Annotated in this window: 12 protein-coding genes; 11 read left to right on the top strand and 1 reads right to left on the bottom strand. The window is 48.0% G+C overall.

Features of this window, described 5'->3' with window-relative positions:
* Nucleotides 1-319: 319 nt before the first annotated feature.
* Complete coding sequence (locus CHM34_RS03085) at nucleotides 320-3,391, top strand: DEAD/DEAH box helicase (protein ID WP_094263143.1); 3,072 nt, start codon at nucleotides 320-322, stop codon at nucleotides 3,389-3,391.
* Nucleotides 3,384-3,716 (top strand): hypothetical protein, encoded by a 333-nt coding sequence (locus tag CHM34_RS03080; protein ID WP_094263142.1) that lies wholly within the window; start codon nucleotides 3,384-3,386, stop codon nucleotides 3,714-3,716. Before CHM34_RS03085 ends, CHM34_RS03080 begins: the two co-directional genes overlap by 8 nt.
* A 183-nt stretch (nucleotides 3,717-3,899) precedes the next feature.
* Here the strand turns inward: CHM34_RS03080 and CHM34_RS03075 are convergent, their stop codons facing one another.
* Nucleotides 3,900-5,417 (bottom strand): glycine betaine uptake BCCT transporter, encoded by a 1,518-nt coding sequence (locus CHM34_RS03075; RefSeq protein ID WP_094263141.1) that lies wholly within the window; start codon nucleotides 5,415-5,417, stop codon nucleotides 3,900-3,902.
* A 192-nt stretch (nucleotides 5,418-5,609) separates the two neighbouring features.
* On the opposite strand from CHM34_RS03075, the gene CHM34_RS03070 reads away from it, so the two are divergent.
* The 9 genes from CHM34_RS03070 to xylB all read left to right on the top strand — a co-directional run bounded on the left by CHM34_RS03070 (nucleotide 5,610) and on the right by xylB (nucleotide 17,738).
* The gene (locus CHM34_RS03070; RefSeq protein ID WP_094263140.1) at nucleotides 5,610-7,394 is read left to right on the top strand and encodes a sensor histidine kinase; all 1,785 of its coding nucleotides are present in this window, start codon (nucleotides 5,610-5,612) and stop codon (nucleotides 7,392-7,394) included.
* Nucleotides 7,363-8,139 (top strand): response regulator transcription factor, encoded by a 777-nt coding sequence (locus CHM34_RS03065; RefSeq protein WP_094263139.1) that lies wholly within the window; start codon nucleotides 7,363-7,365, stop codon nucleotides 8,137-8,139. The genes CHM34_RS03070 and CHM34_RS03065 overlap by 32 nt, the downstream gene beginning before the upstream one ends.
* A gap of 108 nt (nucleotides 8,140-8,247) precedes the next feature.
* On the top strand, nucleotides 8,248-9,549 hold the full coding sequence (locus tag CHM34_RS03060) for an ABC transporter substrate-binding protein (RefSeq protein WP_094263138.1): 1,302 nt from the start codon (nucleotides 8,248-8,250) through the stop codon (nucleotides 9,547-9,549).
* An 81-nt stretch (nucleotides 9,550-9,630) separates the two neighbouring features.
* A complete protein-coding gene (locus tag CHM34_RS03055) occupies nucleotides 9,631-10,509 on the top strand; it encodes a carbohydrate ABC transporter permease (protein WP_094263137.1) in 879 nt (292 codons plus the stop codon).
* Between the two features lie 17 nt (nucleotides 10,510-10,526).
* Nucleotides 10,527-11,414: a carbohydrate ABC transporter permease gene (locus tag CHM34_RS03050; RefSeq protein WP_094263136.1), complete on the top strand. Its 888-nt coding sequence runs from the start codon at nucleotides 10,527-10,529 to the stop codon at nucleotides 11,412-11,414.
* 82 nt (nucleotides 11,415-11,496) lie between these two features.
* Nucleotides 11,497-13,641, top strand: a complete 2,145-nt coding sequence (locus CHM34_RS03045) for a glycoside hydrolase family 52 protein (protein ID WP_094263135.1) — start codon at nucleotides 11,497-11,499, stop codon at nucleotides 13,639-13,641.
* 46 nt (nucleotides 13,642-13,687) lie between these two features.
* Nucleotides 13,688-14,680: an aldose 1-epimerase gene (locus CHM34_RS03040; protein WP_094263134.1), complete on the top strand. Its 993-nt coding sequence runs from the start codon at nucleotides 13,688-13,690 to the stop codon at nucleotides 14,678-14,680.
* Between the two features lie 223 nt (nucleotides 14,681-14,903).
* The gene (xylA, locus tag CHM34_RS03035; RefSeq protein ID WP_094263133.1) at nucleotides 14,904-16,217 is read left to right on the top strand and encodes a xylose isomerase; all 1,314 of its coding nucleotides are present in this window, start codon (nucleotides 14,904-14,906) and stop codon (nucleotides 16,215-16,217) included.
* Between the two features lie 18 nt (nucleotides 16,218-16,235).
* A complete protein-coding gene (xylB, locus tag CHM34_RS03030) occupies nucleotides 16,236-17,738 on the top strand; it encodes a xylulokinase (RefSeq protein WP_094263132.1) in 1,503 nt (500 codons plus the stop codon).
* The last annotated feature ends 118 nt before the right edge of the window (nucleotides 17,739-17,856 follow it).

Raw genomic sequence — 17,856 nt, 5'->3', positions numbered from 1 at the left:
CCTCGTAGTTTTGTTTGGATTAATTATTATCCCCTGCCACATACTCAATGAGCTCGCTGATATGGCTCAATCTCCAGGTCATCCATGATTTTGGCTATAGGTACTTGAGACCAAAAGTCGCTTCACCGGACACCGACCCACCTCCCTTGCTTTAGACATGGTCCACAATCGGAAGGGGCCCACAGAGCTCCTTTTTTGTTTCCCGCACAAATTTTGGCGAGTTTCATCATCAAGATTTATATATATATATGGAAGTTTTAACGACGGACAATTATAATTATTTATATAACACATATAACATTTGCGAAGGGGATGGCTCTTGGATTACGCGAAAAAAGTGATGAACTACTGGAAGCAAAGCGTGGAAGACGGTGACCGATTGGATTTTAAGGAAGAAGAGATCAAAGAGAAATATGCTGAACTTCCATTCGAGGAGATAAAAGCCGGGGAGTTGTCTCCTTCTTCCTTTGAGAACGTGGAGAAGAAAGCGGATTGGAGCAAGAAGGGCGCCCTCGATCTGTCGATTTGTCCTTTTCCTTTGTTCCAAAAGAAAAAAGACGGGAAAACGGTTCGTCTGTTTCCCTTGGTCATCCCCGCTTCCTTGGAAGAAGACGGTTCCCTGCATCCGCATAAGGAGCATCCTCCTTTTATCCCGCGCAAGTATTTGGAACCTAACGAGCCTTCCTTCGAAGTCGTGGGGCCATTGGCGGCATCGGAGAAATATCGGGAAAAGCACCCCCATCCGAAAGGGGGAACATGGGAGATGGTTTGGCGGGATGCCGAGCAATTGTTTCAAACAGTGACCGGCAAAAAGCCGGATCGATTTGGAGTGCGAGGCTTTTACCCGGGTTCAAACCCTTTCGTATGGTTTGGAAAGACGGCTAGTGCCTCCCATTGGCATATCGCTTACGGTTACCAAAACCTTTCCCGGCAGAAACAACTGCCACGGTTGTTTGAGACATATACCGGTGCCAAACAAGAGCAAAAGCAAACCTTTCTATCTGATCACCATGAGTACGGAATCCGCCATTACGGGCAGATGACGGATCAATATCCTCTCACTGCATCCCAGCGGGAAGCGCTCCATCACTTCTTCGCTTTAGACAGAGGACATACTCTCGGAGTGAACGGACCGCCGGGGACGGGGAAAACCAGCCTGCTGCAAAGCGTGGTCTCTTCCTTGTGGATCCGGCGGGCATTGGATGAGGACGAACCTCCGGTTATCTTGGCCGCATCTAGTAACAATTTAGCTGTGTTGAACATCCTGGACAGCTTTAAAAAAGCGGGAGCTGTCAAACCGCAAGCCGAGAGCTTGCGACCATTGGCTTCCCGTTGGCTTCCCGGAGTCGACAGTTATGGATTGTTTTGTGCCTCGAAAGGCAAATTTGATGAAAATCAAGACCGGTACCCCTGCATCAAACGTCATTTCAATCAAAGCCGTCACAGAAATGAGTGGGTCGGCTTTCATCCGGAGCTGGAAAAAGGGAACCGACAGGGGGAAACGGACGGTTTCCTCAACCGATGTGCTCAATTTTTTGAAGAGCCCATCGGCGAGCTGAGCCAGGCAAGATCCCGTTTGCATCAAGAGCTAGCCCGCACCTGCTCAGCCATAGAGGAGCGAGTGACTCATTTTCATGAACATCAGCGCCTCCAGCAGCGATTAGCGGACGAATTTCAGTCCAAGGAAGGGTTGGAACAAGCACTTGCCGAGCTCTCGGCGAAAAAAGAAAACGCTTGTAAGACCCATGAACGATGGAGTGAAATCTACTCCGATTGGCTGGATGAGGTGAATCGGCGCTCATTATGGCGACGACTGTTCAAATTTTTGCAGGTGTCGGCCAATGAGTCGTTTCTGCGGAAAAAACAAGTGGATGAGTCTTTCCCCACCTACAAAGACGCGGATGTGAAGAGCGTCTTGTCCCGCAAGGACTTTGAAGCCAAGCAAGAATACGATCAACATCAACAGCGACTTGACGAGCTGAAGGCCTTCCGGGAGTATTTGGAAGAACTTGAACAAGAGTGGGAAGCGTGGACGGGGCACTATCAATCGCCGGAAAAAGAATTCTTTCATGAGTTGGACACGTACTGGCGCTATCGGGCGTTTCTGTTGGCCACTCACTATTGGGAAGCTCGTTGGATGGAGGAGATTCAATCAGGGGACAGGCCTTCCGTGGAGAAGGACGAAACCATATGGAAGCGTTACGCTAAACTGACCCCATGCTTTGTGGCCACCATGGCGAGTGCTCCGAACTTTTTCCGCCGTTTGCGTCATTCCAAGGAATATTTGTATGACTTTATCGATCTTCTGATCGTCGATGAGGCGGGACAAGTCACTCCGGAACAAGCGGGACCGGTGTTTGCCTTGGCGGATCGGGCATTGGTGGTGGGAGATACCGAGCAATTGCAGCCTATTTCCCGCGTCAATGCCCCTGTAGACAGGGCCAATCTGAAAACGTGCGGTTTATTAACCAGCGACGAAGCGTTTGACCGCTTCTGCGACAGCGGTATCGCGGCTTCCAATGGAAGCGTGATGAAAGTGGCTCAACAAATCAGCCAATTCGGTAAACCGGATTACTTGGGTGGCATGTTGCTGACAGAGCATTTCCGTTGTGCGGAGGATATCATCCAATACTGCAACACCCTTTGTTACGATAAGCAATTGGTTCCCTGCAAAGAAAATCCCGCTCCCGGAGAAGAACCTTATGGTGATTTGCCCCGGTTGGGTTTTCTCCATATCGAGGGCATCGCCGAAAATGTATCGGGCAGTTGGGAAAACCACCGGGAGGCGGCCACGATCGCCTGGTGGATCCATCAAATGAAGGATGAATGGACGCAACAGGGCCGACGTCAACTAAAAGACATCATTGCCGTGGTCAGCCCCTATCGCCAACAAGCTTTTCTTATTCGGCGTTATCTGAAGGACGAATATCAAATCGAGGGCTTGACCGTAAACACTGTCCATTCCCTGCAAGGAGCCGAAAAAGACATCGTTCTTTTCTCCGCCGCATTGGGAGGCCAAACCGACCAAACTCCGTTTTATGATACCACCCGTTTCTTACTCAACGTGGCGGTCTCCCGGGCAAAGGAATCCTTTTTGGTCTTCGGCGATATGGATTCTTTCGGGCAATCCGTCTGGAAACCTTCCGGAAGACTGAAATCACGTTTGAACCCAATGCCCGAAAGCCGGGCGAACATCCCGGAGAACAACATTGAGTCCATGGTTGCCAAAATGAAAAAGAGGATGGGGACGGATCGAAAAATGACAAAAAACAATTTCTTTAATAACGGTGGGATCATCAACTACGCGGAAGCCGGCGGTACAGTGAATTATGCGGATAATCAGTCGAATATCCAGGTCATCGAAGGGAAACGGAGGAGAAAGCATGGCTAACATCTATAACAACAGCGGGACGATCAACTATGGGAACTATGCGAATAATGGTTCCACCATTCATATATCCAATGGTCCGTTCGACGAACTGGGTCGACTGATCCAACAACTCCGTGAAGCCATGGCGGATACCGACAAGGTTTCTGAAACGGAGAAAAACGCTACATTTCAGTGGTTAGATCTGATCCAAGAGGGAGGAGATGAACAAAAGCCGCTGGTTGGACCTGTGTTGGAACGTTTGAAGAAGTGGCAGTCTCTCTTTGATGCTACCTCGGCCATCGGGCAAGTGATCTCTCTAGTGATGGATGTAGTGAAGGAACTTTGACAGGTGAATTTCGAAAACACAAGCCTGCGGGTTTTCACCCGGAGGCTTGTGTTATGGCGTTTCCACTGCTGACAAAAGAGGTTTTGCTAATTTGGGAGGTAATTTCCGAAACTGGCGTTGGCCCGGCACAGCCGCCCAAAGAAAAACCGCCGGAGACCCGGCGGTTTTGGTGGCTAACCCTTTTTATCCTCGCTGTTGTTTGAGATTTCTTCGATCCTGTCTCAAGGATCGGAGTAACGATAAGCATATAAACAGGAGTATCACAGTAAACGGTAGTGCCGCAACCAGAGAGGCGGTTTGCAATCCCTGTAGCCCACTGCTTACGATCAATACTGCAGAAATGGCCGCAATCAGCACCCCCCAGATCACTTTACTGATCATGGGCGGATTTAAATCGCCGTTTTCCGTCATCATTCCCAATACGAAGGTGGCGGAGTCGGCGGAAGTGATCAGGAACGTAAAGATTAACAGGATTGACAGTAAGGACAGGAGATAGCTGAATGGAAAGTATTCATACAAGCTGAACAGAGCGCGGGTGACGTCCTGCTGAACGATTTCTCCAATGGTTGTGTGCTGGAAGAGGTCCAGGTGGAGAGCGGAGCCTCCGAATATGGCCAGCCAGATCACTGCGATCAGTGGGGGTACGATGAGTACGCCCAGAACAAATTCACGGATGGTTCTTCCTTTCGAGACCCGGGCGACAAAGGAACCCACAAAAGGAGACCAGGCGATCACCCAGGCCCAATAAAAAATGGTCCATTCCCGAACCCAGTCACTGCCGCCTTTAAAAGGAGAGAGCCGGAAACTCATTTCGATGAAATGTTGGATATATCCCCCGACTCCCTGGGTGAATGTGTTTAAAATGAAAATGGTGGGTCCTGTAAACAGGACGAAAAGCATCAATCCCAAGGCCAGGGTTAAGTTGATATTACTCAGCCATTTAATCCCGCGGTTTAGACCGCTTGTAGAGGAGCCAAGATAGAGAATCAACAGGATTCCGGTGATGGTTAACTGGGCCGTTGTATTGTTCGGGACGGTAAAGACGTGATTCAGCCCTCCATTGATCTGAAGGATTCCCATCCCCAGGGAAGTGGCCACTCCCATGACTGTGGCGATGACCGCCAGAATATCGATGGTTTTTCGTAAGGGTACATGGTTGCGCTCACCGATCAGAGGTGTAAAGGTGTTACTGATTAAACTCGGTTTTCTTTTTCGAAATTGAAAATACGCGATGGCTAATCCAACAACCGTAAACACGGACCACTGGTGAACTCCCCAGTGAAAAAACGAATATCGCAAGGCCATCTGAGCGGCCTCCGGGGTTTGCGATTCCAAATCCATCGGCGGGTCGAAGAAATGGGTCATCGGCTCTGCTACACCCCAGAATACCAGACCCACTCCAAATCCGGCACTGAACAGCATGCCGATCCAGGTGAAAAAAGAATACTCCGGCCGGTCATCGTCTTTTCCCAAACGGACTTTGCCACTGCGGCTGATCGCTAGGAAAAAACAAAAAAGGACAAAAAAAACGACAGAGATCAGATAAAACCAGCCGAATGCCGATGCGGTGAAATCATAAATCGCTGTCGCTTTACTAGCCAGAGATTGCGGAGACAAAGCGCCCCATACGACAAGCAGACTGATGACGGCTGCGGATATCCAAAAAACGAAAGGATCCCTCGGTTTCGCTTCTCCCTTCACATCAAGCCCCCCATGTTTTGGGATTCTATCTTTATTATATCAGGGGTTTCTCTTTTTTTATACGAAACCATCACGGTTTATTGATTGCTTGTTAAGATGGATGGACAGCCAGTGAAATGATGGAATATTTTTTATTGACCCTCTAATTTGATAAAATCGAAGAAAATGATCAGATGATTTTCAAATTAGGTGATGGTGATTATTAAAGATCGGCTTAAAAAACTCAATACATTGCGCAATCAGATCTTATCCGTTTACCTGGTGGTTATGTTGTTCGTTTTAGCCATTGTATCTTTCTTCGTATATAACCAGGTGTCCACCCTAGTGAAGAGCCATGCCGAAAAACAAATCAAACAGACTGCCATTGAAGCCAACGGAAGAATGGAAACGCTATATAAGCAAGTGGACACCTTGTCCAGCCAGCTGGTAACAAACGAAACCATTCAACAACAGTTACTGTCAACGGCGAAAGGCAACCATCTCAACTTTTCGGAAAAGCAAACGATTGCACGGATTATCGGTAACTATCAGGTTTATTCGGACGGTATCCAGTCATTCGAACTGTACTCGGCGGACGGGAACCGGATCTACCCGTTTGATGATAAGCACCTTTCGGACAGGATTGATCGCAAGTGGATCGAGAAAGCAGATGCATACAAAGGAAAGGCTGTATGGGCAGGCAAGGATCCCTATAACGGGGATTTTTCACTTTCGATTCGAAGAGTGAGTTTGTTGGATCGTTCCTTTGCAAAAGGAGGTTATTTAGTCACTCGCATTTATAACAGTTATTTTCAGGTGAACAACATTGATCACCGTGAGGGACACCGGGAATTTATGATGCTTCTTGACCAAAGCTCTACACCGATTACTTCCAACTATAAAGGCAACATTGAAGGTGTTTTGGAGGGAAAAAAGCAGAGTGTCACGATCGATGGAACCGATTATCTAGTCGTGAAGGAACGTTCAAAGCTGACAGGCTGGACACTTGTCATCCTCATGCCAATGACCCTCCTTGTAGAGGGAGTCTCGGTTGTTAGAGCGTCCATTCTCTTGTCCGGTGGAATTGGATTGGTCATCTTTCTGATTTCATCGTTTTTTCTGTCCGACTTCATTACGAAACCGATTCATAAACTGACCACCACAATGAAAAGTGCCGAGCTGGATCAATTGAAGCGGAGTCCGGAAATGTTTTCTTCCATCGAGATTATTGAACTGAACCATACCTATAACCGAATGGCTGAAGATATCAATCATCTTATCCAGGAAGTGTACGAGAAGGAATTGTTGCGAAGCAGGACCGAACTAAAAGCCCTACAGGCTCAGATGGACCCTCATTTCCTTTATAACACATTGAATGCTTTATATTGGTCTTTAGTAGAAAGAGAAGAGGAGGATCTTGCTGAACTCGTCGTGTCGATGTCCAATCTGTTTCGCTATACCATCAGGAACTCAGAGGAAGATGAATGGGTGAGGATTCGTGACGAGATGGAACAAATCGAACGGTATTTGCAGCTGATTCAAATGAGGCTTGGAGATCGGATGATTGGCGATATTTCCGTGGAGCCGCAACATCTGGACTGTCGCATACCCCGGCTGACCATTCAGCCTCTCGTAGAAAATGCCATTGTGCATGGAATCGAAAATAAAACAGAGCAGGGCAGGGTCGTGGTGAAAACCATGAATGCTGAGACACCCGGACATATCAAGATTATGGTTCAGGATAATGGGAAGGGGATCGACCCGAAAAAAGCGGAAATTATTAACCGAACAGTAAAAAACAAAGGGATATCATCGTTTAAAGGTCAAGGGAGGGCGCTTTCCAATGTCAACAAGCGGCTCCATCTATATTATGAGAAAATGGATCTGCCCGATCTACAGGTGGAAAGTACGCCGGGGGCGGGGACAAGTGTGACCATTGAAATTCCGGCAGAAGGAGGTTATAAAGATGATGTCCAAGACAATTTTGATCGCGGATGATGAGCAAAGGACAAGACAGGGTCTGAAAAAAACACTTGATTCTTGGTCGAAAGGGCAATATGAAATCCTCGCGGCTGAAGATGGTAACCAGTCCTTGGAGATCTTTAACACCCGAAAGGTTCATCTCTTGATCACGGATATTCGCATGCCGGCGATGAACGGCCTCCAATTGTTAAAAACCGTGAGGGAAAATGGAAAAAAGCCGGTTGTCCTTATCCTTTCGGGGTACCCTGATTTTGAGTACGCTCAGGAAGCCATTCGCCTGGGAGTCGTGGATTACCTATTAAAGCCGATCAATAAACAAAAATTGATTGAAGCAGTGGAGCAAGCGATGGAGATCGAAATGAAGAATGAGAGAGCAGGTTACATGGAGAAAGTGGCCGACAAGAAATTATGGCAGGTGGAAAGACACGATGGCTTAACGCCGCCGATTAAAGAAGCGATCCAATATTTGAATGATCATGTCGACCGTCCGATCACCCTGAAGAATGTCGCCGATCGAGTCCATTTGAATGCGAGCTATTTCAGCGCCCTATTTAAGGAACAAACCAGGCTGACCTTTAGTGAATATCTTACACGGAAAAGACTGCAGTTGGCTAAAAGCCTCTTGCTGTCTTCTTCTTTGTCGATTGATGAAATCGCGAAGAAGACGGGGTACCAAACGGCTAAGTATTTTATCAAAATATTCAAAAACAACGAAGGAGTGACTCCCGGTAAATATCGCAAATGGTCCGAACTCGAATAATCCCCTATCCTAAAAATTGTGGTACTTCCCCCAATTGCGGTGACCTTACCGCTTCTTTTTTTGGGTGATACACTTTTAGAAACCATCATTCAATCCAGGGGGTAATCCATGAAACGGAAAGGGTATTCATTACTGTTTGCCGCTGTTCTGGTTTGGACAGTTGTCCTATCCGGTTGTTCCGGGGGTTCAGAGGCCGGAAATGAAAGCGGTTCCGAAAAGATGATCCAGTTCATGCATCTCTGGCCTGCCGGCAGTTCTAAACATCACAACATGATTGTCAAGGATATTATCGAACAATTTGAATCCAAACACCCGGGTGTCCATGTTGAGGTTGAAGTACTTGAAAATGAGCAGTACAAAAACAAAATGAAAATTCTTTCTTCCTCAAACCAACTGCCTGATGTCGGGTTTACTTGGGCGGCGGGTTACTTGAATCCTTTTGTCGAGGGAAAGCTTTTCGCCCCACTTGATGATGTCTTGGATGACGGTTTAAAGGATGAGTTTGTAAGCGGTACAACCGAGGCTTATGAGGTTGATGGCCAGACTTACGGACTGCCTCTGGAACTGAATATCGCACCGATCTATTACAATAAGAAAATCTTCAAGGAGAATAATCTGGAAGTACCGGAAACGTATAAAGAATTCAAAAACGTGGTGAAAACCCTTGAAAGTGAGGGGGTCACTCCCATCGCTCTGGGTAATAAAGACCGCTGGACCGGTTCCCTCTGGTATATGTACCTGGCTGACCGCCTGGGCGGCCCGAAAATGTTGAACAAAGCCATTGACCGTTCCGGTTCATTCGAAGATTCCGCTTTTGTCTCAGCCGCAGATGAAATTCAAAAACTGGTAAAAGCAAATGCTTTCAATAAAGGATTCAACGGTCTTTCCAATGATGAAGCAAAATCCCAATTCCTAAACGAAAAAGCCGCTATGTACCTTATGGGAACGTGGGAACTTCCAAACTTCACAACCAATGAGGAAATTCCGCAGGAATTCCGTGACAATGTTGGATACTTTAAGTTCCCGACTGTGGAAGGCGGTAAAAGCGACATCAACAGCTGGGTTGGGGGACCCGGTGTCGGATTGTTTGTTGCTCAAAATTCAAAAGTCAAGGATGAGTCGAAAGAATTCGCCGAATTTTTCGTTGAAAAATGGGGGGATCAAGCGGTCACAAAAGCCGGTGTGATTCCCGCAACCAAAGTGGATACGGGTGAAGTTGAATTACCGCAACTGTATATCGATATCCTGGATGATTTGAACCAATCGAGCAACCTTACCCTGTTTGCCGATGTCCAAATGAGCTCTTCCGTTGCCGAAACACACTTGAATCTGATCCAATCTCTGTTTGGCAACGAAGTTCAGCCAAAGGATTTTGCCAAGCGACATGAAGAGGCATTGCAAAAAGAGTAATTGACGCAGTAAACAAAGGACATATCAACAAAAACGGTATGTCCTTTCTTATTTCTCAGCGAGGGAAGGAGTTGCAGTGTTTTGAACCATATCCTGTCCAACAAAAAAGTGATTCTCTTGTATATCGCACCTGCCCTCTTCCTGATCCTTGCCTTGGTCTATGTACCGATTGTACTTACCGGATATTATGGACTCATGAAATGGACGGGGTTCGGTGGCATGAAATTCGTAGGTTTGGAGAATTACAGCCGCCTCATTCAGGATTCCCTGTTTTGGCAAAGTGCCTATCATTCTTTTTTACTGGCCCTTTTTTCCGTTCTCAGCTTGATTGGCTATTTATTGGTTTCCCTGATTCTTGCTGGGAAGATAAAGGGGGCCAATCTTATCAGAAAAATTTATTTGATTCCCATGTTGCTGGCCTCGGTAATTATCGCACAGCTCTGGATGAAAATTTACCATCCAAGTAACGGGCTTCTTAATCATATCCTGATCAAGCTTGGCATTGAGAACCCTCCTTCCTGGCTGGCTGACCCCGAATGGGTGTTGTTTGCGATCATCGTCCCGGTGATATGGCAATATGCGGGGTTTTATATCTTGATTTATTATGCGGCACTCAAGAATATCCCGCAAGAGCTTGAGGAAGTGGCGAAAATTGACGGTGCTACTCCATTCCAGATTGCAACCAGGATCAAAGTTCCATTGATTATGAATGTGATCAAGGTGACGATCGTGCTTGCGGTGGTCGGTTCCTTAAAATATTTTGACCTGATTTACGTGATGACGGGAGGCGGACCGAATGGAGCCAGTGAGGTTATGGCCTCCTATATGTACAATAAAGCGTTCAATGAGTTTGACTTCGGCTATGGAAGTACGGTCGGATTTTTCCTGCTCATCATCTGTCTGATTGTCACCTACCTGATTCGAAAACTGACGGTCGTTCGTCCAAATGATAACAACTAAAAGAGAGGAAAGATGAAATGGAACCGGTCAAAACGGCTGTTCAGAGTTCAAGTGTCGCAAGAACAAGAAAACCCTCTCGTACAATCAACAGAGTTGCCTATGGAATTCTCTACTTGTTCCTTGCCATTGTAGCGGTCTTTCAGATTGCTCCCATCGTCTGGTTGTTCTTTTTCTCTTTGAAAGACAACCAGGAAGTCTTTCATTCACCGTTTTCCCTGCCGACAAATCCAAAATGGGAAAACTACATCAAGGTGTGGACGGAAGGGAATATCAGCCAATACTTTTTTAATAGTGTTGTATATACGGCGTCAGCGGTTGTGTTGACGGTCCTGTTGGCCAGTATGGTGACATTCGCGATTACAAGGATGAAATGGAAGTTCAGTCGGTTGGTTTTGGGACTGTTCATGGTTGGTCTGATGATACCCGTCCATTCGACCCTGATCCCATTATTCAATACATTCACGAAAATCCATTTGATTGATAGTCCGCTGTCGATCATCCTTTCGTATACGGCCTTTAACCTGCCGATTACGATCATGATTCTACTCGGTTTCTATGAGGCATTACCCTGTGAGATGGAGGAGGCGGCCGTCATGGATGGGGCATCGATCCACCATATTTTCTTCCGGATTACCCTGCCGATGACTTCGCCGGTGATAGCGACTGCAGCCATCATCAACATGATTTACAACTGGAATGAGTTCGTATTTGTCAATACGTTTATCAGTTCGGATATCTACAAAACCCTGACTGTCGGCATCCAAAACTTCATCGGTCAATATACCACAGACTGGGGAGCGATCGGTGCCACTCTCGTCATCAGTATCCTGCCCATTTTGACAGCCTTCCTGATCCTCAGCAATCGCATTGTGGAAGGAATTGCAGCCGGATCGGTCAAGGGGTGATGTTTGCAAGTTCCGTTTATCGATGGAGTTGCTTCTTTGAAAAGAGACTCTCTTCCAGATGATAAGAAAGTGGGGAATTTGGATGAACCGGAACATGTTTTTTAATGCTCACCATTCACCCATTGGTGCATTTTCCAGTTTTACTCTCGGCTTCCCCGGAAACGGTGGCGGTCTTGACCTTGAGCTTGGCCGACCGCCTCGTCAAAATGTCTATATTGGAGCTGAATCGATGGACCGGGAAGGGATTTATGAGGCTTTCCCATTTTTTGCATCAGCTGATGAGGATGAAAGCCGACGCTACGATATCGAAAATATGGATCCGGATCCGGAAAAGCCAAGGATGATCATTCCTTTTTCAAAGGATCGTGTAAAGAGGGATTTCAAGCTGAATACGGACACATGGACGGCTGGGGACTTAACTTTTACTATTTATTCACAGACTCAACCGGTACCTGATCCGGCAACAGCAACGGAAACGGAACTGAAACTGACTCTCGTGCCTGCCGTCCTGGCCGAACTTACGGTTGACAACAGAAAAGGAACGAAGCCGCGCCGCGCGTTTTTCGGCTACCAAGGCAGTGATCCATACAGCTCCATGCGAAGACTGGACGACACCTGCGATGGGATTGTGGGAGTTGGCCAGGGGCGGATAACAGCGATTGTTTCAAAAGATCCTGATGTGAAGTCAGCGATGCACTTCAGCATCGAGAACGTGCTGACAACTCCCCGGGAAGAGAATTGGAAATTTGGCCTCGGATCCCTCGGGACACTGGTTGTCGATGTGCCGGCCGGAGAATGCCGCACCTACCCGTTTGCCGTTTGTTTTTACCGGGGCGGGATTGTTACAGCCGGAATGGACACTTCCTATTACTATACCCGGTATTTTTCCAACATTGAGTCGGTCGCTGCCTTTACCCTTGACCATTTCTCTACAATCGCCGAACGCTGCAAAGAAACCGATCCATTCGTCGAACAAGCTGACCACTTATCCGATGACCAAAAGTGGATGCTGATCCATTCCATCCGCAGCTATTATGGTTCCACCCAGTTGCTTGATCAAGGCGGGGAACCCTTCTGGGTGGTGAATGAAGGCGAATATCGCATGATGAATACATTCGATTTGACGGTGGATCAGCTGTTTTTTGAACTGAGAATGAATCCATGGACAGTGAAAAACGAACTGAATATGTTTAGCAAACGTTTCAGCTATGAAGATATGGTCCGTTTTCCCGGGGATGACACCGAATACCCGGGCGGCATCAGCTTCACTCATGATATGGGAGTGGCCAACACCCTATCGCGCCCGGGATATTCGTCTTATGAATTGTACGGTCTGGATGGCTGCTTTTCTCATATGACCCATGAACAGCTGGTCAACTGGATTTTGACGGCCGCTGTCTATGTCGAACAGACCGGAGACAAGGAGTGGTTGAGAGAGCATTTCCATCTCTTTGTCCAATGTTTTCAAAGTATGCTGAACCGCGATCATCCGCAATCTGAAAAACGCAATGGATTGATGGGGCTTGATTCCTCACGTGTTATGGGGGGCAGTGAAATCACGACTTATGACAGCCTTGATGTATCGCTTGGACAAGCCCGGAATAATATTTATCTAACAGGAAAAATATGGGCTTCCTATGTGGCTCTTGAAAAACTGTTTGCGGAAAACGGAAAGCCGGATTTAGCAAAAGAAGCCGGTGTCCAGGCTGAGAAATGCGCGGACACCATTGTCAGTCATGTCACTCCCGATGGATCCATTCCGGCGGTAATCGGTGAAGGCAACGATGCAAAAATCATCCCCGCCATTGAGGGTTTGGTATTCCCGTTTTTTACAAATCGTGTTGAAGCGGTTGAGGAAAATGGCCGTTTCGGGGCGTATATCCGGGCATTAAAGACTCATCTTGAGACTGTGCTCACTGAAGGAGTCTGCCTGTTCGAGGATGGCGGATGGAAAATTTCTTCAACAAGCAATAATTCCTGGTTGAGCAAAATTTACTTATGCCAGTTCATTGCGAGACAAATCCTCGGCTGGAAATGGGACGAAAAAGGCGCTCGGGCCGATCGGGCCCATGTAGAGTGGCTGACTCACCCAACGTTATCAGTCTGGAGTTGGAGCGATCAGATTATTTCGGGTGAAATTACCGGCAGTAAATATTATCCTCGCGGTGTGACAAGCATTTTGTGGCTGGAAGAAAACGAGAAGACGTCGTTTTTTAAAAGAAGGTAGGAAAGCTTGGTTTGCAGAAACTATTCTAGCAAAGGGGGGATGAGCGATCGCTGCATTTGTTGAAAAAGTGTCTTTCCTGCAGCAGCAGGCCGTTAAAGCTGGAAATGATCGTCTTGAATTTGTAATTGTGCCGGAGTGGGGCTCGAATCTCATTTCATTGGTCGATCAAGAAACGGAATCGGAGCTTTTAAGAGTGCCGCGTTCTGCCGAAGAGTTTTGGGAGAAACCGGTTTTGTTCGGAATCCCCATCCTGTTTCCGCCGAATCGCATCGAAAATGGGAGGTTTTCCTATGGCGGCCGGGATTATCAATGGGATGTGAATGAGGAAGAGCATCATAATCACATTCATGGATTTGTCCATACTCGAAAATGGAAGGTGATCGAGGCCGAAGCGGACGAAAAGCGTGTTGTTGTCAAGACTCGGTTTGATTCAGCCGATTATGAAGAAGTAACCCGACAGTTTCCGCATCCTTTCAGCCTGACGATGACCTACGTACTTGAAGGAAGTTCCTTGAGCAAGACTGCAGAAGTGTTGAACCATGGAACCGATTCCTTTCCACTGGGGCTTGGGTTCCATACCGCCTTTGTTTTTCCGGAAAAGACATCGTTATTCTCTTTGACAGCGCAAAAACGGTGGCGCTTAAATGGCCGGTTCCTTCCGACAGGACAGCTTGAAGAGATTCCTTATCAGGAAAAATTAAAAGAGGGAATGAGTCTGGAGGGGATAGCGTTGGACGATGTATTCCTTTCAAGCGGACATGATGGAGGAACCAATGAGGCCGGGCTGTGGATCCCTGCATCAGGTATTGAAATCCGGTATCGGGTTGACAGCCATTTTAAGCATTGGGTTGTATACAACTTGGACGGTCATCATGGTTTTGTTTGTCCCGAGCCGTACACTTGGGTGACTAATGCTCCCAACCTGAGACTCCCGGCGGAACTGACCGGGCTTCAGGAGCTGGCAGCGGGGGAAAGCAAGGTATTTAAGACGAGTATAACCGTTTTGAACCGGCATGAAGGATGGAGAGATTCCCCATAGCGGATTTGTTTCAGTCTTTGCCGTTATAAATTCCATCTTCGTTTATTCGATAGACAAACTAGGATCAGTGTGCTAGTATCAGAGGCGAACATATGAAGTTAGACTATTGCGAAGGGGCATTCCCTTTCTATCCTTCTGTTTTTTGGTGATGGTTACCCACTCTGTAGTATGCGGTTAAGCGGACAAAGAAAATATGGGCGAGACTCATGGGGGGATGAGGAGAATGAGTATTTTTAAAACGGTAGGTCCCATTCATTATGAGGGAAGTCAATCCGATAACCCGTTGGCTTTCAAACATTATAATCCCGATGAAACGGTCGGAGATCGAAAGATGAAAGATCACCTGCGGTTCGCAGTGGCTTATTGGCACACGTTTACCGGGGACGGTTCCGATCCCTTCGGACGAGGGACCATGCGTAGACCATGGGATCGTTATTCCGGGATGGATCTGGCTAAAAAGAGGGTGGAAGCGGCCTTTGAATTTTTCGAGAAGCTGGGTGTTCCGTTTTTTTGCTTTCATGACCGGGATATTGCTCCGGAGGGAGACACCCTGCGGGAAACCAACCGGAATCTGGATGAAATCGTGGATATGATCCAATCCTTCATGAAAACCACTGGGGTCCGCCTGCTCTGGAACACAGCGCAATTGTTCCATCATCCCCGGTATGTGCACGGCGCCGCTACAGCCGGGAATGCAGATGTTTTTGCCTATGCCGCCGCGCAGGTGAAAAAGGGACTGGAAACCGCCAAGGAACTAGGTGGGGAAAATTATGTATTTTGGGGCGGGCGCGAAGGGTATGACACGCTTTTAAACACGGACATGGCCCTGGAGTTGGACAATCTGGCCCGCTTTTATCACATGGCGGTGGATTATGCGAAAGAAATCGGGTTTGATGGTCAATTGTTGATTGAGCCGAAACCTCAGGAACCGACCAAACATCAATATGATTACGATGTGGCCAATACCCACGCTTTTCTTCAGAAATACGATTTGCTGGATCATTTTAAAATAAATATCGAAGCCAACCATGCAACACTGGCAGGGCATGAGTTTCAACACGAATTGCGGTACGCCCGCATTCACGATCTGTTGGGATCTGTAGATGCCAACCAGGGCGACACGCTGGTCGGATGGGATACAGACGAGTTTCCCACCAACCTCTATTCCACCACCCTGGCGATGTATGAAATTCTCAAAATGGGCGGATTTCGAAGCGGGGGCCTTAACTTTGATGCCAAGGTGCGCCGGGGATCCTTTGAACCGGAAGATTTGTTTTATGCTCATATCGCTGGAATGGACAGCTTCGCCAGAGGGTTGAAAGTGGCTTACCGCTTGATTGAGGATCGGGTGTTGGACCGTTTCATGGAGGAGAAATACAACAGTTTTACCCAAGGCATCGGACGTGACATCCGCTCCGGACAAACGGATCTCAAAGAGCTGGAAGCCTATATCTTGGACAAAAAAGAGATTCAAAGCCGTTCCGGGCGCCAGGAATATCTGCATTCCGTTTTGAATCAGTATCTTCTCAATGTTTGATAAAAAAGGATGAAGCAGATGAAATATGTGATTGGAGTGGATCTGGGAACTAGTGCCGTTAAATGCCTGTTAGTCAACCAACGGGGAGAGGTCGTACGGACTGTTTCCAAATCCCTGCGTACCATCCGGGAACATTCCGGTTGGTCGGAACAGGATCCGGAAGAATGGGTGCGGCAAACGCTGGCCGGTTTGGCCGAACTCCGTGCTTCGGCGGAAGTGAAAGCAGAAGAGATCGAAGGTATCAGCTTTTCGGGACAGATGCACGGGTTGGTGTTGCTGGATGAGGACCATGGTGTCTTACGGAACGCGATCTTGTGGAATGATACGCGAACGGCGGAAGAGTGCCGGGATATTGAAGAAGCAGTCGGGAAACAGCGGTTGCTGGCGATTGCTAAAAATGCTGCACTGGAAGGATTCACCCTTCCGAAAATCTTGTGGGTTCGCAAGCACCAACCGGAGGTGTATGATCGGGCCGCCGTCTTTCTATTACCCAAGGATTATCTCCGGTACCGCCTGACCGGGCGTGTAGAGGCGGAAATCTCGGATGCCTCGGGTACCCTGATGTTGGATGTGTCCCGGAAACAATGGAGCCGGGAGATCTTAGAGGAACTGGACCTGAATCCGGAGATTTGTCCGCCATTGACGGAATCCGGTGCACAGACGGGAACGTTATTGCCGGAAAAGGCTCGAGCAACCGGCTTATCCCCGGATATCCGTGTATTTGCAGGCGGTGCGGATAATGCCTGCGGAGCGATCGGAGCGGGGGTGCTGAGGGAAGGACAAACAATGGGCAGTATCGGTACTTCCGGGGTGATCCTGTCCCCGCAGGATCGACTGGAATCCACTCCTCAAGGGGAAGTCCATGGGTTCAACCATGCGCGGCCGGGTGTCTTTTATTTCATGGGAGTGACACTGGCGGCCGGTGACAGCTTAGCTTGGGCCAAGAGATTTCTGGGGCCCAATCAACACTATTCGGATTTTTTATCCCCGTTGGAAGAGATCTCCCCGGGCTCCGGCGGGGTGTTGTTCAGCCCGTATCTGTCTGGAGAACGGACTCCCCACGCGGATGCGGACATCCGAGGGGGATGGATCGGGCTGGATGCCTCCCACACTTCGAAACACCTGATTCGCAGTGTCGTGGAGGGGATTACCTTTTCCTTGAACGAGTCTGTTGAGTTGTTTAGGAGGAAGGGAAAGAACATCGACCGCATGGTCGCCATCGGCGGGGGAGCCAGAAACCATGCTTGGCTACAGATACAGGCGGATGTATTCAATACGGAGATGGTGACTCTGACCAACGAGCAGGGACCGGGAATGGGTGCGGCCATGCTGGCGGCTGTCGGGACGGGATGGTTCGACAGTCTGGAAGAGTGCACTCAATCCTTTGTGAAAACCGGTAAGACCTTTCAACCAGATCCGAAACGGGTTTCAGTGTATCGGGAATTGTTTGGAATCTATCAAGATATCTACAAGCAAACCCGGGGTCTGAGTCGAAGATTGAAAGGTTTCAGACAGCAATAATGTAAAGGAATCAGGAAATCGCTTTTGGTGATTCACGGAGCTCAACATTCACGACCCGGGAGGTTATCTTGGCCTGCCGTGGTTTTCGTAGTTTTCAGGTGTTTAAGAATTCGGTCCA

Origin of the sequence: Paludifilum halophilum, from assembly GCF_002245355.1 — a bacterium.
GTDB lineage: Bacteria > Bacillota > Bacilli > Thermoactinomycetales > DSM-45169 > Paludifilum > Paludifilum halophilum.
The sequence above is the reverse complement of the archived record's forward strand: the minus strand, read 5'-3'. Positions and strand labels throughout refer to the sequence as shown.

Bases quoted from the DNA above. Each gene is read 5' to 3' on its own strand.
- CHM34_RS03045 (WP_094263135.1), top strand. From the start codon at position 11,497: ATGAACCGGAACATGTTTTTTAATGCTCACCATTCACCCATTGGTGCA.
- CHM34_RS03070 (WP_094263140.1), top strand. From the start codon at position 5,610: ATGGTGATTATTAAAGATCGGCTTAAAAAACTCAATACATTGCGCAAT.
- CHM34_RS03050 (WP_094263136.1), top strand. From the start codon at position 10,527: ATGGAACCGGTCAAAACGGCTGTTCAGAGTTCAAGTGTCGCAAGAACA.
- xylA (WP_094263133.1), top strand. From the start codon at position 14,904: ATGAGTATTTTTAAAACGGTAGGTCCCATTCATTATGAGGGAAGTCAA.
- CHM34_RS03065 (WP_094263139.1), top strand. From the start codon at position 7,363: ATGATGTCCAAGACAATTTTGATCGCGGATGATGAGCAAAGGACAAGA.
- xylB (WP_094263132.1), top strand. From the start codon at position 16,236: ATGAAATATGTGATTGGAGTGGATCTGGGAACTAGTGCCGTTAAATGC.
- CHM34_RS03060 (WP_094263138.1), top strand. From the start codon at position 8,248: ATGAAACGGAAAGGGTATTCATTACTGTTTGCCGCTGTTCTGGTTTGG.
- CHM34_RS03080 (WP_094263142.1), top strand. From the start codon at position 3,384: ATGGCTAACATCTATAACAACAGCGGGACGATCAACTATGGGAACTAT.